Here is a 26,270-nt window from a genome sequence, read left to right as displayed (position 1 = left end):
CGTTGTGTGGAGACGGACGTCATGTCCCGTCGATGTCGAGATTGGCGATCGCGGTCTCGGCCACCTCGCGTCCCCGCGCGGTGAAGTCGCCCTTGCCGGGGTAGCTGACGGTGAGCTTGTACATGTCGCCGGCGGAGGTGCGGTAGTAGAAGATCCGCAGCTCGCGCGGGCGGGGGTCCTGGCTGTCGGTGGTCGTGTACCGGATCGTGTTCTCGGCGGACTTCTGGCCCCGGTACCGGGTCTCCTCGGGGTCGGTCCGCGGGTTCTCCGGCATGGAGAGCCGGTACTCGCCGGTCCGCTTGAAATCGCCGTCGTCGTCGTACATCTCGGCCGCGGCGGAGCCCGCGATGTCGCCGGTGGTGTCCTCCGCCTTCCGGTCCACGGTCAGGCCGACCCAGATGCCGCCGCTCCAGTCGGTGTAGGTGACCCCGTGCTCCCCGGCCTCGTCGGACACGGTGCGCTGGTACTCCTCGGGCACCGCCAGCCTGGCGCCGACCTCCTTCTCGTGCGGGGTCTTCCAGCCCTCGGGCAGCGGCCCGGCGAACGGGTCCGCGATCACCAGGTACGCGCCCGCCGCCGCGGCGACGACGGCCGCGGCGAGGCCGGCCCGGGCCAGGCGGCCGAACCGGAACCGGCGCCCGCCCGGCGCGGGCGCCGGCACCACCTGGGTGGGCCTCGACGCGGGCGGCGCGGGCGGGTTCGCCGCGGCCTCCAGCAGGGCGCGCACCCGGGCGGCGTCCGGACGGCGCGCCGGGTCCTTCTCCAGCAGGCCCGTGATCACCTCGGCCAGCGGCCCCCGCGCGGAGGCGGGCGGCGCGGGCACCGCGTTGAGCACCGACTGGAGCGTGGCGGGGGTGTTGCTGCGGCGGAACGGCGAGACGCCCTCCGTCGCCGCGTACAGCACCACGCCCAGCGACCACAGGTCGCTCGCCGGGCCGGGGCGCTGGCCCAGCACCCGCTCGGGGGCGATGTACTCCGGCGAGCCGACGAAGCCGCCGGTGTCGGTCAGATTGGTCTCGCCCTCGATCTGGGCGATGCCGAAGTCGGTGAGGACGACCCGGTCGTACCGGCCCAGCAGGACGTTGTCGGGCTTCACGTCCCGGTGCAGGATGCCCGCCGCGTGCGCGGCCTCCAGGGCGCCGAGCACCTGAAGGCCGATCCGGGCGGCGTCGCGCGCGCCGAGGGTGCCCTCGCGGAGCACGTCACCGAGCGAGCGGCCCCGCACCAGCTCCATCACGATCCAGGGCCGGCCGTCCACCACGGCCACGTCGTGCACGTCGACCACGGCCGGGTGGTCGAGCCGGGCCGCGGCGCGCGCCTCGCGGCGCATCCGCTCGTAGGCGTTGGCCCGTTCACGTTCGGGAAGGTGGTCGGGGAGGCGGGGTTCCTTGACGGCGACCTCGCGGTCCACGGTCTCGTCCTCGGCCCGCCACACCGTGCCCATGCCGCCGTGCCCGAGCTTGGCGATCAGCCGGTAGCGGCCCGCGATCAGCCGTCCGGCGCCCGGCTCCCCCGCGGGCGTGTGCGCCGGGTCGGGCGTGTGCGCGGGGCCGGGTCCCTGCGGCGGCGGCGCGTACCCGGCTTCGGGCGCGTGAGACGGGGCCTGCGCGGGCACGTGCCCGGGCGCGGCGGGGGCCGGTGCGTGCGGGGGGACGGCCTGGGCGGGGGTCGCGTACGGGTTGCCGGGGTGGGGTACGGCGGCGGCCGGGTTCGGCGGTTGCAGGGCAAAACTCGTCGGCTCGTCCGACCCCCCGCGGGGTCCCCCGTTGTTGCTCATGGTCCATCCATATCGCGCCGGACGTACCGGTATCCACCGCCCGTCGGCCGTGGTCACAGACCCGTGACGCACGCTGACGCTTATCTCCTGTTTGGGCGTGTTCGCGGTCGCCGGCCGCGTGTGCGTGGCCTACGGCGTGGACGCGGGGCGGGTCACGGTGACCGTCGCGGTCGGCGCCTCGCCGGATCCGCCGGGCTCCGCGGAGGGGGACGCGGGCTCCCCGGACGTCGACGGCGTCGCGGGCGGCGGCGCCAGCGGCGGTGTGACGGAGACCGTCGGCGTACCGCCTCCCCCGCCGCCGTCGCCGTCCGCGAGCAGCACCGCCGCCGACACGCCCGCCCCGGCCGCCGCCGCGACCAGCAGCGCGCCCAGGAGGACGCCGCGCGTGGAGTACCGCGGCGCGCCGGTGCCGGACGCGGGCGGGGTGCGGCCCGTGGTGAGGAAGGCGCGCAGCATCCGTTCCGCCTGAGCGGCGTCCAGCCGCCGCGCGGGGTCGCGCTCCAGCAGGCCCCTTACGACGGGCAGGATCGGCGCCGCCTGCGCGGGCGGGCGGATCTCCTCGGAGACCACGGCGTGCAGGATGCCGCCGAGCGAGTCCCGGTGGAAGGGCGAGGCGCCGCTGAGCACCGCGCACAGCAGCACGCCCAGCGACCACAGGTCGGACTCCGGCCCGGTCCCGGCGCCGGACATCCGCTCGGGGGCGGTGTACTCGGGCGAGCCGACGAAGGTGCCGCTCTCGGTGAGGGTGGTGGCGCCCGCGACCTGGGCGACGCCGAAGTCGGTGAGGACGACCCGGCCGTCCTCGGCGACCAGCACGTTGGAGGGCTTCACGTCCCGGTGCAGGATCCCGGCCTCGTGCGCGGTGCGCAGGGCGGCGAGCAGGGCGACACCGATCCGGGCGGCCTCCCGCGCGTCGACCGGCCCGTGCGACAGGACCCGGTCGGCGAGGGAACCGCCCTCGACCAGCTCCATGACCATGTAGGCACGTTCCTCGTCCTCGACCACGTCGTGGACGACGATGACGTGCGGATGCCGCAGTTGGGCGACGGCGCGGGCCTCGCGCAGGGTGCGCTCGCGGCGGCGCCGGGCCTGCGCCTCGGACAGGGTCTCGTCGCGCGGCAGCGCCTTGACGGCCACCTGACGGCCCAGGAGCTGGTCGGTCGCCCGCCACACGATGCCCATGCCGCCGCGGCCGAGCCGCTCGTGGAGCCGGTAACGGCCCGCGATGACACGCCCGCCCGCCCCCTCGGTCACCATGCGTCCATCATGCCTCACCGGACGCACCTGCTCCGGACCGCCGGACGGGTGGTGGCCGACAACCGACGGGCGTGCGGACGGCGCCGCGCCGGGTCAGGCCGTCTTCTCCTGCCAGCTCCGCAGCACGGCCGCGAACCGGGCGTCGGCGCTCTCCCAGTCCCGCGCGGGCGCGGACATGTAGATCGCGTACTCGACGCCGTCCCGCGACATGTACATCTCCTCGACGGCGCGCCTCGGGCCGGGGAAGGGCGTGTCCTTCGCCAGGGCCGTCCAGGTGTACTCCCACCGGGCGCTGTCGCGGTCGCGGTAGGTGGAGTGCTCCAGCGTCACGCGCCGGTAGCCGACGAGGCGTTGGAGCTGCTGCTCCAGGTCGAGCTGGTGGGCGTAGGGATCGTCGAAGTCGGGTGCGGTGTCCACGGCTATGCGGACGAAGTGCTCACCGCCGTCGGGCGTGTAGTCGACCTGCTGGAGGCCGTCGCCGCCCTCCAGCTCCTCGCGCTCCCAGCCCGGGGGCAGGGAGAGGCTGAAACCCAGCGGGTCGTCGTGGCGTACCCAGTCGGCCGGCACGGACCCGGTGCGGACCTTCTCCGGCGACGCGGACGGCGAGGCGGAGACCGAGGGGTTCTGCGACTCGCCCGCCACGGTGTCCCGGTCCTTGTCGTTCCCCCTGTCCGACGTCTGCAGCAGCACGGCGGTGCCGCCGCCGACCAGGGCGGCGACGGCGACCACCAGGGCGAGGTTGCGCAGGCGGCGGCGACGCGGCCGGACCGGTGCGGCGCCCGCGGGCGGGTAGCCCATGGGCGGCGTGCCCCCGGGCGGCATCGCCGCCGGGTGTCCGACGGCCGTCGGGGCGGTCACCGGCGGGTACGGCGTCCGCCCGGCCGGGCCGGGCACTCCCGCGTGGGCCGCGGCGGCCGCGTGTCCGGCGGGCGAGTACTGCGTCGGCACGTACAGCTGGGCCGAGTCGGGGCGCCGTCCCTCGGCGGCCTCGGCGAGCATCTGCTCGGTCTCGGTCACGCCCGGACGATCGGCCGGATCCTTGCGCAGCAGGGCGCTGATGACGGGCCCGAGCGGCCCGGCGTGCACGGGCTCGGACGCCTCCTCCTCGACGACCGCCTGCATGGTGGTCAGGGGCGAGGTGCGGCGGAACGGCGATCTGCCCTCCACGGCCGTGTAGAGCGTCGCGCCCAGCGCCCACAGGTCGGAGGCGGGGCCGGGATCGTGGCCGCGCACCCGCTCGGGCGCCAGGTAGTCGACGGAGCCGACGACCTCGCCGGTGCGGGTGATGGTGCTGTCGCCCTCTATCTGCGCGATGCCGAAGTCGGTGAGCAGCACCCGCCCGTCGTCGGCGAGCAGGACGTTGCCCGGTTTGACGTCGCGGTGCAGGACCCCGGCGGTGTGCGCGGCGCGCAGGGCGCGCAGCACCCACAGGCCGACGCGGGCCGCCTCGCGCGGCTCGACGCGCTCGTCCTCCTTGACCGCGTCCGCCAGCGACCGGCCCTCGACCAGCTCCATCACGATCCACGGACGGCCGTCGTGTTCGAGGACGTCGTGCACGGTGACGACGGCCGAGTGGTTGATCCGCGCGGCCGCGCGCGCCTCGCCCCGGGTGCGCGCCAGCAGGATGGCCTGGTCGCTCTCGGAGACGTAGTGCGCGGCGGTCAACTCCTTGATGGCGACGGCCCGGTGGAGAACCTCGTCGTGCGCCCGCCACACCCGGCCCATGCCGCCGCTGCCGATGGACTCGCCGAGCCGGTAACGGCCCGCGACGAGCCGGCCCTGCATCTGATTCACGTTGCCCCGCAATGGTCTTGTCAGGGGCCAGACTAGGGACCCGTCCCCGTTCGGGGAACGGGTGGGGGGATTCGACGGCCGCTCTGTGACGGTTGTCGCTTCCCGCGCCGAGAGGGAACCATCGGGCGGGTCGGTGCGTCGCCCGCGGTCCCCAACTGCCGTCAGCGCGTGTACTGGTAGGTCGACGAGGCCTGTTCGTACAGCCGGGTGACCTCGTCGCGCTCCGCCTCCGGGCCGCGGACCTGGAGCACGTGGTAGCGCCCGTCGATGAGCATGGCGAGGTTGCGCACGTACCGCTCGCCGCCGTCGCCGCCGGTCCAGGTGAACTGCCCCTCGGCCATGGACCGTCCGCCCACCTCGATGGTCTTCAGCCCGCTGGAGGTGGCCCAGCTCGACGCGCGGTACGGCTCCAACTCCCGTTCGCGGTCGCGCTGGTAGGCCATCGGGTCGCTGCCGAACTCGTCCGCGCCGTCCCGGCCGGGGACGACGAGCAGCTCGAAGTCGCCCTTGGCGTAGACGACCTGGCCGATGCCGTTGCGCGGGGTGCGGGTGAAGCCCTCGGCCACGGCGACCCGGAAGCCCTCGGGGTCCTCGCGCAGGACGAATCCGTCGGCCGCGCCGGGTGCGGTGGTCTGCGTCTCGGCGGAACGGCTCGCCTCCGCGGGGCCGGTCCCGCCGTCGTCGGACGACTGCTCCGGCCGGGGATCCCCGCCCGCGTCCGTGGAGCCCTCGGTCGGCGCCCGGCTCGCCCCGGCGGCGGCGCCCGTGCGGTCGGGGGGGCCGGCCGTGCCGGTGTCGTTCCTCGGCATGAAGAACATGGCGTACGCGACCGCCGCGGCGAGGCCGAGCAGGATCACCAGGAGCAGGGTCCGGCCGAGGCTGCGCGGTGAGCGGTCCGGTTCCTGCCGGGCCCTCTTGTGCCGGCCGTGGTGCGCGGGCAGCGTGGCGCGCCTTCTGCGCACCAGTTCGCCCCGGCGGCGCACGATGGGCAGGCGGCCGGTGTCGGCGGGCGGTGCCGAGACCACGTGCAGTCCGGCCTCCGGCTCGGGCGCGGACCGCACCAGGGAGCGCAGCCAGCCGCTCAGCTCCTCGAAGTCGATGCGCTCGGTGGGGTCCTGACGCAGCAGCGACTCCACGACCGGCCGCAGCGGTCCGCACTCCTCGGCGAACGCGGGCGGCTCCGCGCACACGATCTGCACCAGCTCGGCGGTCGACTCCTCCGGGTAGGGCGCGTGGCCCTGTACGGCGCGGAAGAGCAGGGCGCCGAGCGCCCACAGGTCGGTGGCGGGGCCGATGGGCGCGGCGAGCTGCCAGTTCTCGTGCACCGGTCCGGCCTGCTCCGGTGCCCAGCGTTCGGTGACGGGTCCGACGACGGCCATCCGGGCCTGCCGGGCCCGCTCGGCGGCGAGTGCCGTGGCGGGGCCGCGCCGCGCGGGGTGGCGGGCGTCCGGGTCGTCCCAGCCGCCGGCGGTCCGGGCGGCGGGAGGTGTCTCCTGCCGGGGGACGCCGTGCTCGGCCGACGGCGCGGTGGCGGCGGGTGCCTGGTCGCCGCTCGTGCGGGGCGCGGCGCCGTGCCAGGAGGCGGTGCGGACGCCGTAGGGGTCGGCGATCCGGCCGGGCGGTGACGTGCCGGGCCCGGTGGTCCGGCCGTCCTCGTGGTCGGGGGCGGGGCGGGCGCCGGGCAGGGACGCGCGTCCGTTCTGCGTCTCCTGGACGCGGGCGGCGGCACGGGCGCCGGCGCGGTAGGCGGCGATGGCTCCGGCGCGGGCGGCGCGGATGTCGCCGCCGGTGTCGAGCGAGGCCGGGACGAACCCGGACGGCAGCCCTCGGGGCCCCTCCGGGCCGGTCGCCGGCAGCCCGCGTTCGTCGCGCGCCTCTATGGCGGCGCGCCGGGCGGCCTCGGGATGGTCACCGGGGCCCGCTCCGCCGGGCCCGAACACGGCCGTCGCGGGACCGGACGGCCCGGCGCCCGGGGAGCCGGAGCCGCGCGCGTCCCCGTCACCGCCGGCTCCCGAGCCCGGCCCGAACCCGGTGCCGCCCTCGTCCGCCTCGCCCTCCGGCCCGGGAACGGGGTCGTACCCGCACAGCGCCTCCTCCGCCGCGCCGACCGCGAGGCCGGTCAGCATCACGCGTCCGTCGTCGCAGACGAGCACCGTGCGGGCGGTGATGTTCCGGTGCACCCAGCCGTGGCCGTGCAGCACCCGCAGCGCCATGAGGACGTCGGAGGCGACCTCGGCCGCCCGGTACGGGGTCAGCGGCTGCTCGGCGAGCAGGGCGGCCAGCGGCCTGGCCGCCACCAGCTCGCTGACGATCCACAGCGAGCCGCCCTCGGCGAAGACGTCGAAGACCTGGTCCAGGCGCGGATGGTCGGGTACGGCGGCGGCCGCCTGCGCGGCCTCGACGGCGCGCAGGACCACCGGGTCGGCCGGGCGCCGCGGGCCGCCCGGGGGGACCGGGGACCGCGCGCCCGGGCGCCGGGCGGTGAAGCCGTCGGGCAGACCGTCCGCGTCGAGCACCTCGGCCTCGACGACCTCGGGCAGCGGCACCTGCCGGACGAGGACCTCCTGGCCGCTGTAGGTGTCGAAGGCCCGGCTCTCGGTCGGTTCGTACGCGTCGGACGGCGGTAGCGGCAGGCGGTAGCGGTCGGCGAGGACCCGTCCCGCGTAGTCGTCCACGTTGCCTCCCCCGGCAGCCCGGTGCTTCGGTACCGGTCGGTCAATTCCGTTCGCCCAGCGGGCCGTTCCGGCTGCGTACGGTCCGCGGTCATTCACGATACGTGCCGGAGGCAACCCGCAAAGAGGGGATGCCGGATATCGGAGCGCTCAAACCCGGGGCGGGCGGGGTCAGGGCTTGGGCGTGAAGGTCCTCGTCAGGGTCTGCCAGGTGCCCCGGCGCAGGTCACTGCCCCAGTCGGCCGCCTTGGCGGTGTACATGAGCGCGTAGCCCTGGTGGTCGTTGACCACGAAACCCCGGTCGACGGTCCGGTACCTGGTACCGCCGTCGGAGTAGCTGAACTCCCAGTCGGCCGCGTTCCAGCCCCGGTAGCCCACCTTCTCGATGCGGATCTGCTTGTACTGCGAGCGGACCATGTACCGCTCCTGGTTGCGCCAGTCGGCGACCGGGTCGTCCTTGGGCGTGGACGTCCAGCCGATCAGCAGCTTCTGCCCGCCGGGGCCGGTGAACCGGTCGCCCGCGGCACCCGTGGACGTGAACTTCCAGCCCTCGGGGAGCCCGATGGAGTAGCCCTGGCCGCCCCGGTGGGTGGCGGCCACCGGCGCGTCGCCGCCCTTGCCGGCCCCGGCGCCGGCGGAGGCGCCGGGGGTGTCCGGGGAGGCCGGGGAGGCGTCCGTGGCCGGCTTCGAGGCGGCGCCGTCGGTACGGGTCCCCTCGCCGTCCTCCCCGGCGCCGTCCGGCGAGGTGCCGTCGCTCGCCGTGGCGGTGGCAGCGGTGCCGCTCGCGCCCTCGGCTCCGTCGTCGTCCCCGCCGCCGAGGGTGAGGGCGAGCACCGTGCCGAGCACGGCGAGGGCGACGATCACCGCGATGATGGCCAGCGTCCGCTTCGGCACCACGTCGGTGAGCGGGGCGCGGGGCACGGACCGGGGCGGCAGGTCCGGCGGCGGCACCACGGGCCAGCCCGAACTCCGGCCGGTCACCGGGGTGTTCGGAGCGCCGGGGCCTCCGGCCGAGGCCGGTGCGTGGGCCGGCGGGGCGGCGGCGTGCGAGGCGGCGGCCCCCGCGCCCGCCCGGTGGCCGGCTCCCTGCTCGGTGCGGGCCGCGGCGCCGGTGCCGACGGCGGCCTTGCGCACGGAGCGCAGTGCCCCGCGCAGCCGCTCCCCGGCCTCCTCGGCCCGCTTGCCCGCGGCGCGCTCGTCCGGCTGGGCCGGCAGCGGCACGAGCTTGGTGGCGTCCAGCGGCTCGGCGTCCGCCGTGCGGCCGGCGGGCGCGTGGATGACCTTGTTGAGCATCGCGCGGGCGCCCGCGTCGTCGAGCCGCTGGGCGGGGTCCTTGGTGAGCAGGCCGTAGATGACGTCCCGCAGCGGGCCGGCGTTCTTCGGCTCCTCCAGGTTCTCGGTCATCACCGCGGTGAGCGTGGCGATCGCCGAGCCCTTGTCGTACGGCGGGGTGCCCTCGACCGCCGCGTACAGCAGGCCGCCGAGCGACCACAGGTCGGCCGCCGGTCCGGGCTTGTGGCCGCGGGCGCGCTCCGGGGAGATGTACGAGGGGGCGCCGACGAGCATGCCGGTGGAGGTGATGGACGGGTCGCCCTCGACCTGGGCGATGCCGAAGTCGGTGAGCACGACCCGGCCGTCCTCGGCGATCAGCACGTTCGACGGCTTCACGTCACGGTGCAGGATGCCCTCGCGGTGCGCGGAGCGCAGCACGTCGAGGATGGCGAGACCGACCTCCGCGGCGCGCTTCGGCTCCAGCAGGCCGTCCTCGCGGATGGCCTCGGCGAGCGACTTGCCCTCGACGAGTTCCATCACGATCCACGGCCGGTCGTCCTCCTCGACCACGTCGTAGACCGTCACGGCGCTGTTGTTGCGGATCCGCGCGATCGCCTTGGCCTCGCGCAGCGTGCGCGTGATCAGGCGCCGCTTCTCCTCCTCGTCGATGTTCGACGGGAACCGCAGCTCCTTGACGGCGACCGTGCGCCCCAGCGTCTCGTCCTCGGCGCGCCACACCGTCCCCATGCCGCCGCGGCCGAGCACGTCTCCCAGCCGGTACCGCCCGGCGAGGAGACGTGCGCTCTTGTCCGTACGGGATGTTCCCGCCCGCTCCGCCTCCGACATGCGTCCCCTCATGCAACCCGCCCTGACAGAGCCTTCATTGTCCCTCACCCGACAAGTGCTCGACGCCCAGGGTGCCCCTCCCGCCGCGGCCGGCCCCCGCGCGCGGCGGGGCCCGGTGAACGGCGCAGCGGTGACACGGGGGGCGGGGGCCGGCCTCGCGTCACCCGCGGGCTGACCCTGCGTCACCGGGGGACTGACCCTGCGTCACCGCGGGCCGGGCGGCCGGCTAGCGCGGCACGATGTCGGGCGCCCCCAGCCGGGCCGCGTCGGCCGTCAGGTCGTCGGGCTGGCGCTGCGACTCCCGCTCGGCCTCGACCCGCTTCTCGTAGTGCTCGACCTCGCGGTCGACCTGGTCCCGGCCCCAGCCGAGGACCGGCGCCATCAGCTCGGCGGCCTCGCGGGCGCTGCGGGTGCCCCGGTCGAAGGTCTCGATGGAGATGCGGGTGCGCCGGGTGAGCACGTCGTCCAGGTGCCGCGCGCCCTCGTGCGAGGCGGCGTAGACGATCTCGGCGCGCAGATAGTCGTCGGCGGCCTCCAGCGGCTCGCCGAGCGCGGGGTCGGCGGCGATGAGGTCCAGCAGTTCCTCGGTGAGGGTGCCGTACCGGTTGAGCAGGTGCTCCACGCGCACCACGTGCAGGCCGGTGCGCGCGGCGATCCTCGCCCGCGCGTTCCACAGCGCCGGGTACCCCTCGGCGCCCAGCAGCGGGACGTCCTCGGTGACGCAGTCGGCGACCCGCATGTCGAGCCCGTGCACCGCCTCGTCCACGGCGTCCTTGGCCATCACCCGGTACGTCGTGTACTTGCCGCCCGCCACGACGACGAGCCCGGGCACCGGGTGGGCGACGGTGTGCTCGCGCGAGAGCTTGCTGGTGGCGTCCGACTCCCCGGCCAGCAGCGGGCGCAGGCCGGCGTAGACGCCCTCGACGTCGTCGCGGGTGAGCGGCACGGAGAGCACCGAGTTGACGTGCTCCAGCAGGTAGTCGATGTCGGCGCTGGAGGCGGCCGGGTGCGCCTTGTCCAGGTCCCAGTCGGTGTCGGTGGTGCCGATGATCCAGTGCCGGCCCCACGGGATGACGAACAGCACGGACTTCTCGGTGCGCAGGATCAGCCCGGTCGTGGAGTGGATGCGGTCCTTCGGCACGACCAGGTGGATGCCCTTGGACGCCCGGACGTGGAACTGGCCGCGCTCGCCGACCATCGCCTGGGTGTCGTCCGTCCACACACCGGTCGCGTTCACGACCTGCTTGGCGCGGATCTCGTACTCGCCGCCCGCCTCGACGTCCTGCACGCGGGCACCGACCACGCGTTCGCCCTCGCGCAGGAAGCCGGTCACCCGCGCCCGGTTGGCGGCGAAGGCCCCGTACGCCGCCGCGGTGCGCACCAGCGTGGCGGTGAACCGGGCGTCGTCCATCTGCGCGTCGTAGTACTGGAGCGCGCCGACCAGGGCGTCCTTGCGCAACGCGGGTGCCACCCGCAGGGCGTGACGGCGGCTCAGGTGCCGGTGCAGCGGCAGACCCCGGCCGTGTCCGCGCGCCATCGACATCGCGTCGTACAGCGCCACGCCCGAGCCGGCGTACAGCCGCTCCCAGCCCTTGTGCTGCAGCGGGTACAGGAACGGCACGGGCCTGACCAGGTGCGGCGCGATCCGCTCCAGCAGCAGCCCGCGCTCCTTCAGCGCCTCCCGGACGAGGGCGAAGTCGAGCATCTCCAGATAGCGCAGACCGCCGTGGATCAGCTTGCTGGACCTGCTGGAGGTGCCCGACGCCCAGTCCCGCGCCTCGACCAGCCCGGTGGACAGGCCGCGCGTCACGGCGTCCAGCGCGGTGCCCGCGCCGACCACGCCCGCGCCCACCACCAGGACGTCCAGTTCCCGCTCGGCCATGGACGCGAGTGCCTCGGCGCGCTGCGCCGGCCCCAGTGTCGCTGTCCTCACTGCTGCCTCCCGCTGTCAGTCGCGTCGGCCGCACCCGTCGGGCGAAGCCCGGTTCCGTGTACCCCCCATGCCCAGATTCTGACCGGGTTGCCCTGCTTCAGCCACCACGGGCCCCGGCCTGTGGACAACTCTCCCCGCGGCCGTCCGTCGACACTCGCGGAAACCCGGCCGATCAATACCGCATATCGGTCATATTTACTCCTAGTGTGACGTTGTGCTCGCCCATCCTGTCCACCGGGCTTGCGCACCTGTCCCGCTCCGGCTACTGGGAAGGACGGCCCACGCCATGCCCGCAGATCTCGCCGTCATCGGACTCGGCCCATACGGCCTGCCCCTGGCCCAGGCCGCCGTCGCCGCCGGCATCTCCACGCTCGGCTACAAGACCGGCCCCGAGCCCGGCCCCCTCACCCCCGCCGAGGTGCGCCGGATGCTCTCGGGGGGCTTCCGGACCGCGGCGGGCCCGGCCGAGCTGGGCCGGGTACGCACCGCCGTCATCTGCGCGCCGACCCCACAGGCGGCCGACGGCGGGCTCGACCTCACCCAGGTCGAGGCCGCGGCCCGCACCCTCGCCGCCCACATGCGCCCGCACACCACGGTGATCCTGGAGTCGCCGGTGCGGCCGGGGACGACGGAGGACTTCCTGCGCCCCCTGCTCGAAGAGGGCTCCGGGCTGCGAGCGGGGCGCGACTTCCACCTCGCCTACTCCCCCAGCCGCGTCGACCCGGGCAACCGCGACGCCGCACCGACCGGCACCCCCAAGGTCATCGGCGGCCTCACCCCCGCCTGCACCGAGTCGGCCGCCGCCTTCTACGGCCGCCTCACCGACAAGGTGGTCCGCGCCCGCGGCCCCCGCGAGGCGGAGACGGTCCAGCTCCTGGAGACCAATTTCCGGCACGTCAACATCGCCCTGGTCAACGAGATGGCCGTCCTCTGCCACGACCTCGGCGTGGACCTGTGGGACGTCATCCGCTGCGCGGAGACCAAGCCGTTCGGCTTCCAGGCCTTCCGCCCCGGCCCCGGCGTCGGCGGCCACTCCGTGCCCCAGGACCTGGCCGGCCAGGCCCCCCGCAGCCTGCGCATGGTCGAACTGGCCCAGCAGGTCAACGCCCAGATGCCCCGCTACGTCGTGCGGCGCGCCGCCGCCCTTCTCAACGAGCACGGCAAGTCCGCGCGCGGCGCCCGCGTGCTCCTCCTCGGCGTCACCTACAAGGCCGACCTCGCCGACCAGCAGGCGACCCCCGCCGTGGAGATCGCCACCCGCCTGATGTCGATGGGCGCCGCGGTCAGCTACCACGACCCGCACGTCCCGTCCTGGAACGTCCTGGACCGCCCCGTCCCCCGCGCCGACTCCCTCTACGAGGCCGCCGCCGACGCCGACCTGACGATCCTGCTCCAGCAGCACCGCACGTACGACCTCCAGGGCCTGTCGGTGAAGGCCCAGCTCCTGCTCGACACCCGGGGCGCCACGCCCACGGGGGCGGCGCACCGGCTCTGAACGGCGCCGGGGTACGCACGGGGGCCCGGAGCGATCGCTCCGGGCCCCCGTGTACGCCGTCCGGGTGATTACCGCCGGTGCTGCGAGTCCGCGACCGTCACCTCGACGCGCTGGAACTCCTTCAGCTCGCTGTAGCCGGTCGTGGCCATGGCCCGCCGCAGCGCGCCGAAGAAGTTCATCGAGCCGTCCGGGGTGTGGGACGGGCCGGTGAGGACCTCCTCGATGGTGCCGACCGTGCCGAGGTCGACCTTCATGCCGCGGGGCAGCTCCTCGTTGACGGCCTCCATGCCCCAGTGGTTGCCCTTGCCCGGCGCGTCGGTGGCGCGGGCCAGCGGGGAGCCCATCATCACGGCGTCCGCGCCGCAGGCGATCGCCTTGGGCAGGTCGCCGGACCAGCCGACCCCGCCGTCCGCGATGACGTGCACGTACCGGCCGCCGGACTCGTCCATGTAGTCCCGGCGGGCGGCGGCCACGTCGGCGACCGCGGTGGCCATCGGGACCTGGATGCCGAGGACGTTGCGCGTGGTGTGCGCGGCGCCGCCGCCGAAGCCGACGAGGACGCCGGCCGCGCCGGTGCGCATCAGGTGCAGGGCGGCGGTGTAGGTGGCGCAGCCGCCGACGATCACCGGGACGTCGAGCTCGTAGATGAACTGCTTCAGGTTCAGCGGCTCGTGCGAGGACGAGACGTGCTCCGCGGAGACGGTGGTGCCGCGGATGACGAAGATGTCGACGCCGGCGTCCACGACCGTCTTGGAGAACTCGGCGGTGCGCTGCGGGGAGAGCGCGGCGGCGGTGACCACGCCCGAGTCGCGCACCTCCTTGATGCGCTGCCCGATCAGCTCTTCCTTGATCGGGGCGGCGTAGACCTCCTGGAGGCGGCGGGTCGCGGCCTCGGCCGGCAGCTCGGCGATCTCGTCCAGCAGCGGCTGCGGGTCCTCGTACCGGGTCCACAGGCCCTCGAGGTTCAGCACGCCGAGGCCGCCCAGCTCGCCGATGCGGATGGCGGTGGCCGGCGAGACGACGGAGTCCATGGGAGCGGCCAGGAACGGCAGCTCGAAACGGTAGGCGTCGATCTGCCAGGCGATCGAGACCTCCTTCGGGTCCCGCGTACGGCGGCTGGGGACGACGGCGATGTCGTCGAAGGCGTACGCCCGGCGGCCGCGCTTGCCGCGCCCGATCTCGATCTCAGTCACGTCTGTGGCCTTTCCCTGATGCGTTGCAGCGCCTTCCAGTATCCCCGACGGACACGCCGAGGGCGGCCCCGGATGCGCTCCGGGGCCGCCCAGGAAGGCTGTGCGCCTACTTGCGGCTGTAGTTCGGTGCCTCGACCGTCATCTGGATGTCGTGCGGGTGGCTCTCCTTGAGACCGGCGGAGGTGATCCGCACGAACCGCCCGTTGTCCTGGAGCTCGGGCACGGTCCGGCCGCCGACGTAGAACATCGACTGGCGCAGGCCGCCGACGAGCTGGTGGACGACGGAGGAGAGCGGGCCGCGGTAGGGCACCTGGCCCTCGATGCCCTCGGGGACGAGCTGCTCGTCGGAGGCGACGCCCTCCTGGAAGTAGCGGTCCTTGGAGAACGACTTGCGGTCGCCGCGGGACTGCATGGCGCCCAGCGAGCCCATGCCGCGGTACGACTTGAACTGCTTGCCGTTGATGAACAGCAGCTCGCCCGGCGACTCCTCGCAGCCCGCGAGCAGGGAGCCCAGCATCACCGTGTCGGCGCCGGCGACCAGGGCCTTGGCGATGTCGCCGGAGTACTGGAGGCCACCGTCGCCGATGACCGGGACACCGGCCTCCTTGGCGGCGAGCGACGCCTCGTAGATGGCCGTGACCTGCGGGACGCCGATGCCGGCGACGACGCGGGTGGTGCAGATGGAGCCGGGGCCCACGCCGACCTTGATGCCGTCGGCGCCCGCGTCGATGAGCGCCTTGGCGCCGTCGCGGGTGGCGATGTTGCCGCCGATGACGTCCACGCCGGACGAGTTCGACTTGATCTTGGCGACCATGTCGCCGACCAGGCGGGAGTGGCCGTGCGCGGTGTCGACGACGATGAAGTCGACGCCCTTCTCGATCAGGGCCTGGGCCCGCTCGAAGGCGTCACCGGCGACACCGACCGCGGCGCCGACCAGCAGGCGGCCCTCGGCGTCCTTGGCGGCGTGCGGGTACTTCTCCGCCTTGACGAAGTCCTTGACCGTGATCAGGCCCTTGAGGACGCCCTCGTCGTCGACGAGCGGCAGCTTCTCGATCTTGTGGCGGCGCAGCAGCTCCATGGCGTCCACGCCGGAGATGCCGACCTTGCCGGTGACCAGCGGCATCGGCGTCATGACCTCGCGCACCCGGCGGGAGCGGTCGGTCTCGAAGGCCATGTCGCGGTTGGTGACGATGCCGAGCAGCTTCTTGCCGCCGTCGGTGACCGGGACGCCGCTGATGCGGAACTTCGCGCACAGCGCGTCGGCCTCGGCGAGGGTGGCGTCCGGGTGGATGGTGATCGGGTCGGCCACCATGCCGGACTCGGAGCGCTTGACCAGGTCGACCTGGTTGGCCTGGTCCTCGATGGACAGGTTGCGGTGCAGCACGCCGACACCGCCCTGGCGGGCCATCGCGATCGCCATGCGCGACTCGGTGACCTTGTCCATGGCGGCGGACAGCAGCGGGATGTTCACCCGCACGTTCTTGGAGACGTACGAGGCGGTGTCGATCTCGTCGGGTGCCATGTCCGACGGGCCCGGCAGCAGCAGCACGTCGTCGTAGGTCAGCCCGAGTGTCGCGAATTTCTCGGGCACTCCGTCGACGTTGGCAGTCATGACACCTTCCCCAAATGGCCTTGATCGGTGCGGATGTCCATGCTAACGGGCCGCGGACCCGTCTCATTCCACGATCAAGGAACCTGGGACGTTCGTCGTTTCCTACGAAACGGACGGCTCGCGACCGTCCGTCCGTACGACTACTGCTCCGCCAGGGCCCTCAGCCGGCTGAGCGCCCGGTGCTGGGCGACACGCACGGCTCCGGGTGACATTCCCAACATCTGGCCGGTCTCCTCGGCCGTGAGCCCCACGGCGATGCGCAGCAGGAGCAGCTCGCGCTGGTTCTCGGGCAGGTTGGCGAGCAGCTTCTTGGCCCACGCGGCGTCGCTGTTGAGCAGCGCCCGCTCCTCCGGGCCGAGCGAGTCGTCGGGCCGCTCGGGCATCTCGTCGGACGGCACGGCCGTGGAGCCGGGGTGCCGCATCGCCGCCCGCTGGAGGTCGGCGACCTTGTGGGCGGCGATGGCGAAGACGAAGGCCTCGAAGGGGCGGCCGGTGTCCTTGTAGCGCGGCAGCGCCAGCAGCACCGCGACGCAGACCTCCTGGGCGAGGTCCTCCACGAAGTGCCGGGCGTCGCCGGGCAGCCGGGACAGCCGCGTACGGCAGTAGCGCAGCGCCAGGGGGTGGACATGGGCGAGCAGGTCGTGCGTGGCCTGCTCGTCCCCGTCGACGGCGCGGTGTACGAGCCCGCCGACCGTCCCTTGGTCGGGGGCCGCCTCGTCGTCACGCATCGGTCCATGGTGCCTTGCGGCCGTCCGATCCGTGGCTCCGTGCCCACTGTTGTGCACCGAAGCGTTATGAGCAGGTGCGCCGGAACTCATCCCCTGCGCCCTCCCCTTCCGCTCGACCGACTCGTCCCCGAGGAACTCCACACCTCAAGGATGCGTCATCCGCGGCGAAACGAGCAGCGGGCACCCGGCGGGGCGCCTTGTCACCCCCGCCCACCTCGCGGTAAGCGGGGATCCCGGCACCCCGGTTGGGCCCTGTGGGCCTGCACCACACGGGGTTCCCTATCGGACGAGGCCCCACCGGAAGCCGAGCGCCACCGCGTGTGCCCGGTCCGAGGCGCCGAGCTTCTTGAAGAGCCGCCGGGCGTGCGTCTTGACGGTGTCCTCGGAGAGGAACAGTTCGCGCCCGATCTCCGCGTTGGACCGGCCGTGGCTCATGCCCTCCAGGACCTGGATCTCACGCGCGGTGAGCGTGGGCGCGGCGCCCATCTCGGCGGAGCGCAGCCGGCGCGGGGCCAGCCGCCAGGTCGGGTCCGCGAGGGCCTGTGTCACGGTCGCGCGCAGTTCGGCGCGCGAGGCGTCCTTGTGCAGATACCCGCGGGCACCGGCGGCGACCGCGAGGGCGACGCCGTCGAGGTCCTCGGCGACGGTGAGCATGATGATGCGCGCGCCGGGGTCGGCGGACAGCAGCCGCCGCACGGTCTCGACGCCGCCCAGACCGGGCATGCGCACGTCCATCAGGATCAGGTCCGAGCGGTCGGCGCCCCAGCGGCGGAGGACTTCCTCGCCGTTGGCGGCCGTCGTCACGCGCTCGACGCCGGGCACGGTCGCGACCGCGCGGCGGAGCGCCTCTCGGGCAAGCGGGGAGTCGTCGCAGACGAGGACGGAAGTCATGGCCGTCCTCCGGAGCTGATGCGCGTCACGTTGAGCCTCCAGGCTGGTACGAAATCTCACCTGTGCGGTCGACCGTCCCGGACGCCCGCCCGAGCACCTGTTCCTTCAACCGCCTCCGCACTCTCAACGACGGTCACTCGAAAGAGTTACGGGGCTGTGTGTCGTCTTCGGCACTCTACGTGAGGGGTCGCTCACGGTGCAGACATGCGCGTGGGACCCGCCCGCTTTCATCACAACCGGTGCCCCATTTAGCCGCTTTTCTTCCGCTTCGCTGGTGTCTGCGGCTAGATTCGCAATGAGTCATATTTTCATCTCCTTAGATCGTAGTTGTACGGTCGTGGACACCGGATCCACCCAGATCGGCTACAAGGGGTCACGCAATGGCAGATTTCTCCCGCCTTCCCGGACCGAACGCGGACCTGTGGGACTGGCAGCTCCTGGCTGCCTGCCGCGGGGTGGACAGCTCGCTCTTCTTCCATCCGGAGGGCGAGCGCGGTGCGGCCCGGAGCGCTCGTGAGAACTCGGCCAAGGAGGTCTGCATGCGATGCCCGGTACGGGCGGAGTGCGCGGCGCACGCGCTGGCGGTGCGCGAGCCGTACGGCGTGTGGGGCGGACTGACCGAGGACGAGCGCGAGGAACTCATGGGACGGGCGCGCAACCGCCTGGTGGCGGCATCGGCGCCGGCGTCGGTCGGCGGGGAATCCGCCGCCGCACACCACTGAAGGAACGTTTTTTCAGGGACTGGACGACAACTGACCGGAAACGAGCAAGGGCACGCGCCGCACGCGTGCCCCTTTTTTGTCCGGCTCCGGTCCGGCGTCCGCTCAGCGCACCCCCGCCTGCCCGGAGGCCGCCCGCGCCAGCTCGTCCAGCGTCGCCGCCACCGCGGGCACCTGGGCCAGGTCGGGCAGGGTGAGCGCGACGATCTCGCGCCGCACCTCGGGGTCCAGGGTCACCGTGCGCACACCCCGCGGCCGCACCGACTCGACGGCGAGCTGGGGCAGGACGGCCACCCCGAGGCCGGCCCCGACCAGGCCGACGACCGCCGGGTAGTCGTCGGTGGCGAAGTCGATGCGCGGGGTGAAGCCGGCGCCCTCGCAGACCTCGACGAGCTGGCCGCGACAGCGCGGGCAGCCCGCGATCCACGGCTCCCGGGCCAGCTCGCCGATGGCCACGGACCCCCCGTCCCCGGTGCGCGCGAGCCGGTGCCGCTCGGGCACCAGTGCCACGAGGCGGTCGCTCAGCAGCGGCCGTACGACCAGGTCGTCCCACTCCTCGACGTTCGCGGCACCCTCGTAGCGGAAGGCGAGGGCCACGTCGCAGTCGCCCTCGCGCAGCAACTGCACGGACTTCGGCGGCTCGGCCTCCTCCAGGTAGACGCGGGTGCCGGGGTGCGCGGCGCGCAGGGCGGCCAGGGCGGTGGGGACGAGGGTGGAGCTGCCGCTGGGGAAGGAGACCAGCCGGACCCGTCCGGCCCGCAGGCCCGCGATGGCGGCGACCTCCTCCTCTGCCGCGGTCAGCCCGGCGAGGATGCCGGAGGCGTGCCGCACCAGCGCCTCACCGGCCTGGGTCAGCCGCATCTCGCGGCCGGTGCGCACGAGCAGGGGGGTGCCGACGGAGGCCTCCAGGGCCTTCATCTGCTGGCTGACGGCGGGCTGGGTGCAGCCCAGCTCCCGCCCTGCGGCGGAGAAGGAACCGGTGGATGCCACGGCGCGCAGCACGCGGAGATGACGAGCCTCGATCACACCTTCGAGGATAAGCGACCCTTTGACCGTACGCCGGATAATGCGTCGACTCTTTGATGTGGATTGTCCTACCGTTCGGCCATGAAGCTTCTGTCTGTCAATCTCGGCCGCCCGAAGGCCGTGCCCTACACCGATCAGCCCGACGGCCTGACCGGCATCGACAAGCGGCCGGCCGACGGACCCGTCCGGGTGACGGCGCCGGGCCCGAGGGGCGTCGGCGCGAGCGGGCTGGCCGGGGACGCGGTCTGCGACACGCGGTACCACGGCGGTGACCACCAGGCCGTGTACGCGATGGCCCGGGAGGACATGGACGAGTGGGAGCGGGAGCTGGGCCGCCCGCTGCCGCACGGCGCGTTCGGCGAGAACCTCACCACGACGGGCGTGGACGTCTCCGGCGCCCTGATCGGCGAGCGCTGGCGCGTCGGCCCCGATCTGCTGCTGGAGGTCACGAGCGGCCGGATCCCGTGCCGTACCTTCCAGGGCCATCTGGGTGAGCAGCGGTGGGTGAAGCGCTTCACGGCCAAGGGCGCGCCGGGCGCCTATCTGCGGGTGATCGAGCCCGGTGAGATACGGGCGGGCGACCCGGTGGAGGTGGTGCACCGGCCCGGCCACGAGGTGACGGTGGCGGTGCAGTTCCGGGCGGTGACGACGGAGCGCGACCTGCTGCCCCGGCTGCTCGCGGCGGGCGACGCGCTTCACCCGGACGCGCTGGCGAAGGCCCGGACGTACATAGAGAAGCACGGTTCCTGACCCGGCATCAGCGGACCTTGCTCCACGGGGCCTTCACGAGGCGTGGTCCCGGTGAGCGGAACGGACCTGTCCGGTCCGGACCCATAACCTTGCGCCATGACAACGGCATTGATTACGGGATCGACGGCGGGCATCGGCGCCGCGTTCGCGCGACGGCTGGCGGCGGACGGGCACGACCTGGTGCTGGTCGCCCGCGACACCAAGCGGCTGCGCGAACAGGCGACCGAGCTGCACGACCGGCACGGCATCGAGGCCGAGGTACTGACGGCCGACCTGTCGACGGACACGGGCATCGAGGCGGTGACCGCCCGGCTGGACGACCGCAGGAACCCCGTCGACCTGCTGATCAACAACGCCGGCTTCGGCAACAAGGGCCGTTTCCTCGAGGTCTCCATGGCCGACGAGCTGACGATGCTCAAGGTGCACTGCGAGGCGGTGCTGCGGCTGACCGCCACGGCGGCGGAGGCGATGCGGGCGCGGGGACGCGGCGGCATCGTCAACGTCGCCTCGGTCGCCGCCTTCCTCCCGCGCGGCACCTACGGCGCCTCCAAGGCGTGGGTCGTGCAGTTCACGCAGGGTGTGGCGAAGGATCTGGCAGGCAGCGGCGTGCGCCTGATGGCCCTGTGCCCGGGCTTCGTGCGCACGGAGTTCCACGAGCGGGCGGGGATGGGCACGGACAACATCCCGAACTGGATGTGGCTGGACGCGGACAAGCTGGTCGCGGCGGCCCTCGCCGACCTCTCCCGCGGCAAGTCCCTCTCCATCCCGGACCCCCGCTACAAGGCCCTGATGGGCGCGGCGAAGCTGCTGCCGCGGAACCTGCTGGGCGGCATCAGCTCCCGCACGGGGCGCAAGTACGGGCCGCAGTAGGAGTGCGCCCCGCAAGGGGCGCGGGGAGCCGCGCGATCAGCCACGACGGCGCCGCGCGCGGCGACGAACCCACCGGGGCGGACGTGATGCCACCCCGGGAAAACCACGGTGCCCGGCACCCCCCACAGGGGGCGCCGGGCACCGTCGGCTCAGCTCAGCTCAGTGGGCGTGGCCGTGGCCGTGGCCCGCGGCGGCCGGCTCTTCCTCTTCCTTCTTCTCGACGACCAGGGTCTCGGTCGTCAGGAGGAGGGAGGCGATGGACGCGGCGTTCTCCAGGGCGGAGCGGGTGACCTTGACCGGGTCGATGACGCCGGCCTTGACCAGGTCGCCGTACTCGCCGGTGGCGGCGTTGTAGCCGCTGCCCTTCTCCAGCTCCGCGACCTTGGAGACGATCACGTAGCCCTCGAGGCCCGCGTTCTCGGCGATCCAGCGCAGCGGCTCGACGGCGGCCTTGCGGACGACGGAGACACCGGTGGCCTCGTCGCCGGTCTTGCCGAGGTTGCCCTCGAGGACCTTGACGGCGTGGACCAGGGCGGAGCCACCACCGGAGACGATGCCCTCCTCGACCGCGGCGCGGGTCGCGGAGATGGCGTCCTCCAGACGGTGCTTGCGCTCCTTCAGCTCCACCTCGGTGGCGGCGCCGACCTTGATCACGCACACGCCGCCGGCCAGCTTGGCGAGGCGCTCCTGGAGCTTCTCGCGGTCCCAGTCGGAGTCCGTGTTCTCGATCTCGGCCTTGATCTGGGCGATGCGGCCCTCGACCTCGTCGCGCTTGCCGGCACCGTCGACGATCGTGGTGTCGTCCTTGGTGACGGTGATGCGGCGGGCGGTGCCGAGCACGTCCAGGCCGACCTGGTCGAGCTTGAGGCCGACCTCCTCGGAGATGACGGTGGCGCCGGTGAGGACGGCCATGTCCTGGAGCATCGCCTTGCGGCGGTCGCCGAAGCCCGGGGCCTTCACCGCGACGGCGTTGAAGGTGCCGCGGATCTTGTTCACGACCAGGGTCGACAGGGCCTCGCCCTCGACGTCCTCGGCGATGATCAGCAGCGGCTTGGAGGCACCCGCCTGGATGACCTTCTCCAGCAGCGGCAGCAGGTCGGCGATGGAGGAGATCTTGCCCTGGTTGATGAGGATGTACGGGTCCTCCAGGACGGCCTCCATGCGCTCCTGGTCCGTCACGAAGTACGGCGACAGGTAGCCCTTGTCGAAGGCCATGCCCTCGGTGAAGTCCAGCTCCAGACCGAAGGTGTTGGACTCCTCGACGGTGATGACACCGTCCTTGCCGACCTTGTCCATGGCCTCGGCGATCAGCTCGCCGACCTGCTGGTCCTGGGCGGACAGCGCGGCCACGGCGGCGATGTCGGACTTCTCGTCGATCGGGCGGGCGGTGGCGAGGAGGTCGTCGGAGACGGCCTTGACGGCCGCGTCGATGCCCTTCTTCAGCAGCGCCGGGGAGGCACCGGCGGCGACGTTCTTCAGGCCCTCGCGGACCAGCGCCTGGGCCAGGACCGTGGCGGTGGTGGTGCCGTCACCCGCGATGTCGTTGGTCTTGGTCGCCACCTCCTTCACGAGCTGGGCGCCCAGGTTCTCGTACGGGTCCTCGATCTCCACCTCGCGGGCGATGGTGACGCCGTCGTTGGTGATGGTCGGGGCGCCGAACTTCTTGTCGATGACGACGTTGCGGCCCTTGGGACCGATCGTCACCTTCACCGTGTCGGCAAGCTTGTTGACGCCGCGCTCGAGGGCGCGACGGGCGTCCTCGTCGAACTTCAGGATCTTCGCCATGGGAGCGGGAGCCCTCTCGGAAATCTGGTCTAAGGGAAAACTGACTGCGCCCCTCGCGCCCGGCTTCTTATCGGTCGCGGGGGCCAGGGGCGCAGCTTCGGCAGAGTCGAGGTGAGTCGGCCGGGTCTTACTTCTCGATGATCGCGAGCACGTCGCGGGCCGAGAGGACGAGGTACTCCTCGCCGTTGTACTTCACCTCGGTGCCGCCGTACTTGCTGTAGAGCACGACGTCGCCGACCTTGACGTCGAGCGGAAGACGGTTGCCGTCCTCGAAGCGGCCCGGGCCCACGGCCAGGACGACGCCCTCCTGGGGCTTCTCCTTGGCGGTGTCCGGAATGACCAGGCCCGAAGCCGTGGTCTGCTCGGCGTCGAGCGGCTGGACCACGATGCGGTCCTCGAGCGGCTTGATGGCAACCTTGGAGCTGGCGGTCGTCACGATCCGACCTCCCCCTTCGGAGATCTCACGGGGTTAACTGTCTGAGGTGGCGACCAGGTCGATCCGTCGTCGCGGGTGCCGGACCTGCCCGTCGCTTTGTTGGCACTCTCCAGGGGGGAGTGCCAGAGCCGAGACTATGACCGCGATTAGCACTCGGTCAAGCGGAGTGCCAATGCCCGCGGCGCGTCGGCCGGATTTCCGGTGCTGAGGCCGGTTCCCGGGCGCGTCCACGCGTCCGTGCGGGCGTCACCGGGGGCTGCGCCCCGGACCCCCGCTCCGGCCTTCGGCCTCGCCCTCGAACGCCGACGGGCCGGAGTGGAGGTAGTCCTCCAGGCGGGCCACCCGCAGCCCCCGCTCCTCGATGCGCCGCAGCAGGTCCGGCGTGCGGGACGGGGACGTGACGGACACGATGTCGCCGGGGCTCAGGCGGTGTTCGCCTCGGGTGTAGGCGAGGGTGCCGTCGTCTGCCAGCGCCGCCCGCCACAGGACGACGGCGGTGATGCCGCAGTCGGCGGCGGCGCGCAGGGTCGTGTCGTCGTACCGGCCGTGGGGCGGGCGCAGGAGGTGGGGGCGGACGCCGAAGCGGGAGCCGAGCTTGGTCTGCTGCCCGCAGATCTCGGCGCGCTGGCCGGCGTAGGGCAGGCCGCGCAGGGAGCGGTGGTCGAGGGTGTGGTTCTGCAGGCCCGCGCCGACCGAGCGCAGCCGGGCGAAGTCGCCGTAGGCCGGTCCGGCGACGGCGTCGGTGAGGAACAGCGTGACGGGGAGCCGCCGTTCGCGGAGCAGGGCGGTGAGGCGGGGATCGCGGCCGGCTTCGTCGTCGTAGGTGAGGAAGACGACCCGGTCGGCGGTGCGGACGTGGTCCAGGACGGGCGGCATCTCCTGGCCCTGCCCGCCGGCCCGGGCCGGTTTCCCGGCCGGGGGCGCGGCGCCGGGGCCGGAGAACGGGGCGCAGCCGGCGAGCAGTACGGCGGCCAGGGCGGCCCCGGCCGGCCGGAGGCGCCCGCGCCTCACAGGTAGTCCTCCAGCCGGGCCACGGCGTATCCCTCGGCCGTGACGCGGTCCAGGAAGCGGCGGGCCATGTCCGTCATCGTGCCGTCCCAGGCGCCGCGGCCGCGGAAGTGGCTGAGGACGATGTCGCCGGGGTGCAGGTCCCGGTCCCACTCGCGGTACTCCCAGTGGTCGACGTAGACCTCCTCGTTCCAGATCGGCGCGTAGCGGATGCCGCAGGACTTGGCGGCGCGCAGGGTGTCGCGGTTGTAGTTGCCGTAGGGCGGGCGGAAGAGGACGGGGCGGGTTCCGTACCGCTCCTCCATCACGTCCTGCATGCCGCAGATCTCCCGCCGCTGCTCCTCGTAGGAGAGCGCGGGGAGGTAGGGGTGGTTCAGCGTGTGGTTGCTGAGGGTGACCCCGCGGGCCTGCATCTTCGAGAAGTAGCCGTAGTCGTCCCTGATCTCCTTGTCGGTGAGGAAGACCGAGTACGGGATCTTCAGCTCGCTCATCATGCGCAGGAACGCCGGGTCCTTCTCGGCGCCGTCGTCGATGGTGAGGAAGACGATCCGTTCCTTGGTGGGGACCGTGGTGAAGACCGGCGGGAGGCTCTCCTGGCCGTCCACCTCGAAGCCCTTGCGGGCGGTGATCAGCGGCTTGCGCGCGGGCGGCGCCGGCGCGGTCAGCGGGACCCGCGCGAGGTTCCAGCGCTTGGCCGCGGCGACCCGGGCGGCCTGCGCCGCGCGGAGCTTGGACGCGTAGGCGTCGAGGGCGCGGGCCGGAGGTGCCTCGAGGGGCTCCCGGCCGGGGGCGCCGCGCACCTCGGAGGTGTCCTGCGCACAGCCGGTGGCGAGGGCGGCGAGGAGGAGGACGGCGAGGCCGCCGCGCAGGCGGACACGCGACGACGCCACCCGAGATGCCCGGCATTTGTCATTTTGTACGACTACTCGCATGGTGCCGGATCCTCGCAGCCCCGGGCCCCGGCCCCCGTCCCGACACCGCGCCGGACGCACACCATCCACCGACTGGCCCACAATGGGCCGGTGAACGACCTCGACGCCCTCCTCGCCCTGCTCACCCCCGAAGGCCGCGCCCTGCTCGACGAGGTCCGCGACACCGACCCCGCGCGGGAGTTGGCGGTCGCCACCCGGCTGCGCCGCGAGCACCCGGCCGGCCTGGTGTCGGCGGCGCTCGGTCAGGCGCGGCTGCGGCAGCGGGCGGCGGCCAAGTTCGGGCCGGAGGACGCCGGCCGGATGTTCTTCACGCCGAACGGGGTGGAGCAGTCGACGCGGGCGAGCGTGGCCGCGTACCGGGCCGGCCGGCTGGCGGAGCTGGGCGTGACCTCCGTCGCCGACCTGTGCTGCGGCATCGGCGGTGACGCGATCGCGCTGGCCCGCGCAGGGATCCGGGTGCTGGCCGTCGACCGCGACCCGGTGACGGCCGCGGCGGCCCGCGCCAACACCGGGGCGCTGGGGCTCACCGGTCTGATCGAGGTGCGCGAGGCGGACGTCACCGAGGTGGACACCGCCGGGTACGACGCCGTCTTCGTCGACCCGGCGCGGCGCGGCGGACGGGGCCGCATCTTCGACCCGGAGGCCTACTCGCCGCCGCTGTCCTGGGCCGTGGAGGCCGCCCGTACCGCGTCCCGCGCCGCCGCGCTCAAGGTGGCGCCGGGCATTCCGCACGAGGCGGTGCCCGCGGACGCCGAGGCGGAGTGGATCTCGGACGGCGGGGACGTGAAGGAGGCGGTGCTGTGGTTCGGCACCGCGCCGGGGGCCGTGCGGGCCACGCTGCTGCCGGGGCCCCGCACCCTGCTCGGCACCGGCCTGCCCGACCCGGAGGTCCGCACGCCCGGCCGCTATCTGTACGAGCCCGACGGCGCCGTCATCCGGGCCCATCTGGTCGCCGAGGTCGCCGAACAGGTCGGCGGCGGGCTGCTCGACGCGACCATCGCGTACGTCACCGCCGACGCGCTGCGGCCGACGCCGTACGCGACGGCGTACGAGATCACCGACCGGATGCCGTTCAACGTCAAGAAGCTCAAGGCGCTGCTGCGCGAGCGGGAGGTCGGCACGCTGACCGTGAAGAAGCGGGGGTCGGCGGTCGAGCCCGAGGAGCTGCGCCGCAAGGTCAGGCCCCAGGGGCCGAACGCGGCGACGGTGTTCCTGACCCGTGTCGCGGGGGCGCCGTCCATGCTGATCGGGCACCCGGCGCGCTGAACCGCCCG

At 73.5% G+C, this 26,270-nt stretch carries 20 protein-coding genes; 5 read left to right on the top strand and 15 right to left on the bottom strand.

The window, feature by feature from the left end; all coding sequences use genetic code 11:
- Positions 1-19: 19 nt before the first annotated feature.
- The 6 genes from ACH499_RS22215 to ACH499_RS22190 all read right to left on the bottom strand — a co-directional run bounded on the left by ACH499_RS22215 (position 20) and on the right by ACH499_RS22190 (position 11,551).
- Positions 20-1,777, bottom strand: coding sequence for a serine/threonine-protein kinase (locus ACH499_RS22215; RefSeq protein ID WP_399017757.1), 1,758 nt, complete (start codon positions 1,775-1,777; stop codon positions 20-22).
- A gap of 129 nt (positions 1,778-1,906) precedes the next feature.
- Positions 1,907-3,034: a serine/threonine-protein kinase gene (locus ACH499_RS22210; protein ID WP_399017755.1), complete on the bottom strand. Its 1,128-nt coding sequence runs from the start codon at positions 3,032-3,034 to the stop codon at positions 1,907-1,909.
- A 93-nt stretch (positions 3,035-3,127) separates the two neighbouring features.
- Complete coding sequence (locus ACH499_RS22205) at positions 3,128-4,819, bottom strand: serine/threonine-protein kinase (RefSeq protein WP_399017801.1); 1,692 nt, start codon at positions 4,817-4,819, stop codon at positions 3,128-3,130.
- 170 nt (positions 4,820-4,989) lie between these two features.
- Positions 4,990-7,503: a protein kinase gene (locus ACH499_RS22200; protein ID WP_399017753.1), complete on the bottom strand. Its 2,514-nt coding sequence runs from the start codon at positions 7,501-7,503 to the stop codon at positions 4,990-4,992.
- Between the two features lie 168 nt (positions 7,504-7,671).
- The gene (locus ACH499_RS22195; protein WP_399017751.1) at positions 7,672-9,618 is read right to left on the bottom strand and encodes a serine/threonine-protein kinase; all 1,947 of its coding nucleotides are present in this window, start codon (positions 9,616-9,618) and stop codon (positions 7,672-7,674) included.
- Between the two features lie 226 nt (positions 9,619-9,844).
- Entirely contained in the window at positions 9,845-11,551 is a 1,707-nt protein-coding gene (locus tag ACH499_RS22190) for a glycerol-3-phosphate dehydrogenase/oxidase (RefSeq protein ID WP_399017749.1), read from the bottom strand.
- A 286-nt stretch (positions 11,552-11,837) separates the two neighbouring features.
- Here ACH499_RS22190 and ACH499_RS22185 point away from each other — a divergent pair, with 286 nt between their 5' ends.
- Entirely contained in the window at positions 11,838-13,046 is a 1,209-nt protein-coding gene (locus ACH499_RS22185) for a nucleotide sugar dehydrogenase (protein ID WP_399017747.1), read from the top strand.
- Between the two features lie 68 nt (positions 13,047-13,114).
- On the opposite strand, the gene ACH499_RS22180 is transcribed toward ACH499_RS22185, so the two are convergent.
- The 4 genes from ACH499_RS22180 to ACH499_RS22165 all read right to left on the bottom strand — a co-directional run bounded on the left by ACH499_RS22180 (position 13,115) and on the right by ACH499_RS22165 (position 17,470).
- A complete protein-coding gene (locus ACH499_RS22180; RefSeq protein WP_356197864.1) occupies positions 13,115-14,239 on the bottom strand; it encodes a GuaB3 family IMP dehydrogenase-related protein in 1,125 nt (374 codons plus the stop codon).
- Positions 14,240-14,345: 106 nt separating this feature from the next.
- A complete protein-coding gene (gene guaB, locus ACH499_RS22175) occupies positions 14,346-15,851 on the bottom strand; it encodes an IMP dehydrogenase (RefSeq protein ID WP_356197861.1) in 1,506 nt (501 codons plus the stop codon).
- A gap of 140 nt (positions 15,852-15,991) precedes the next feature.
- Positions 15,992-16,579: a sigma-70 family RNA polymerase sigma factor gene (locus ACH499_RS22170; RefSeq protein WP_019329587.1), complete on the bottom strand. Its 588-nt coding sequence runs from the start codon at positions 16,577-16,579 to the stop codon at positions 15,992-15,994.
- A 279-nt stretch (positions 16,580-16,858) separates the two neighbouring features.
- Positions 16,859-17,470 carry a response regulator transcription factor gene (locus tag ACH499_RS22165; protein ID WP_003948568.1) on the bottom strand — a complete coding sequence of 204 codons (612 nt, stop codon included), beginning with the start codon at positions 17,468-17,470 and terminating at the stop codon, positions 16,859-16,861.
- Between the two features lie 380 nt (positions 17,471-17,850).
- Here ACH499_RS22165 and ACH499_RS22160 point away from each other — a divergent pair, with 380 nt between their 5' ends.
- On the top strand, positions 17,851-18,192 hold the full coding sequence (locus tag ACH499_RS22160; protein WP_356197858.1) for a WhiB family transcriptional regulator: 342 nt from the start codon (positions 17,851-17,853) through the stop codon (positions 18,190-18,192).
- 102 nt (positions 18,193-18,294) lie between these two features.
- Here ACH499_RS22160 and ACH499_RS22155 read toward each other — a convergent pair whose 3' ends face one another.
- The gene (locus tag ACH499_RS22155; protein WP_399017744.1) at positions 18,295-19,215 is read right to left on the bottom strand and encodes a LysR family transcriptional regulator; all 921 of its coding nucleotides are present in this window, start codon (positions 19,213-19,215) and stop codon (positions 18,295-18,297) included.
- A gap of 81 nt (positions 19,216-19,296) precedes the next feature.
- Between ACH499_RS22155 and ACH499_RS22150 the strand changes: the two genes are divergently transcribed.
- Positions 19,297-19,965: an MOSC domain-containing protein gene (locus ACH499_RS22150; RefSeq protein ID WP_399017742.1), complete on the top strand. Its 669-nt coding sequence runs from the start codon at positions 19,297-19,299 to the stop codon at positions 19,963-19,965.
- A gap of 96 nt (positions 19,966-20,061) precedes the next feature.
- Positions 20,062-20,835, top strand: a complete 774-nt coding sequence (locus ACH499_RS22145) for an SDR family oxidoreductase (protein ID WP_356197851.1) — start codon at positions 20,062-20,064, stop codon at positions 20,833-20,835.
- Between the two features lie 159 nt (positions 20,836-20,994).
- Here the strand turns inward: ACH499_RS22145 and groL are convergent, their stop codons facing one another.
- The 4 genes from groL to ACH499_RS22125 form a co-directional block, all read right to left on the bottom strand.
- Complete coding sequence (gene groL, locus ACH499_RS22140) at positions 20,995-22,620, bottom strand: chaperonin GroEL (RefSeq protein WP_356197849.1); 1,626 nt, start codon at positions 22,618-22,620, stop codon at positions 20,995-20,997.
- A 127-nt stretch (positions 22,621-22,747) separates the two neighbouring features.
- The gene (gene groES, locus ACH499_RS22135; RefSeq protein WP_356197848.1) at positions 22,748-23,056 is read right to left on the bottom strand and encodes a co-chaperone GroES; all 309 of its coding nucleotides are present in this window, start codon (positions 23,054-23,056) and stop codon (positions 22,748-22,750) included.
- 246 nt (positions 23,057-23,302) lie between these two features.
- A complete protein-coding gene (locus ACH499_RS22130; protein WP_399017739.1) occupies positions 23,303-24,067 on the bottom strand; it encodes a polysaccharide deacetylase family protein in 765 nt (254 codons plus the stop codon).
- On the bottom strand, positions 24,064-24,996 hold the full coding sequence (locus tag ACH499_RS22125; RefSeq protein ID WP_399017737.1) for a polysaccharide deacetylase family protein: 933 nt from the start codon (positions 24,994-24,996) through the stop codon (positions 24,064-24,066). The genes ACH499_RS22130 and ACH499_RS22125 overlap by 4 nt, the downstream gene beginning before the upstream one ends.
- Before the next feature lie 90 nt (positions 24,997-25,086).
- Here ACH499_RS22125 and ACH499_RS22120 point away from each other — a divergent pair, with 90 nt between their 5' ends.
- Entirely contained in the window at positions 25,087-26,262 is a 1,176-nt protein-coding gene (locus tag ACH499_RS22120) for a methyltransferase domain-containing protein (protein ID WP_399017735.1), read from the top strand.
- Positions 26,263-26,270: the final 8 nt, after the last annotated feature.

Source organism: Streptomyces sp. NPDC018947, from assembly GCF_044390505.1.
GTDB lineage: Bacteria > Actinomycetota > Actinomycetes > Streptomycetales > Streptomycetaceae > Streptomyces.
This window is presented reverse-complemented; position numbering and strand designations above follow the sequence as displayed.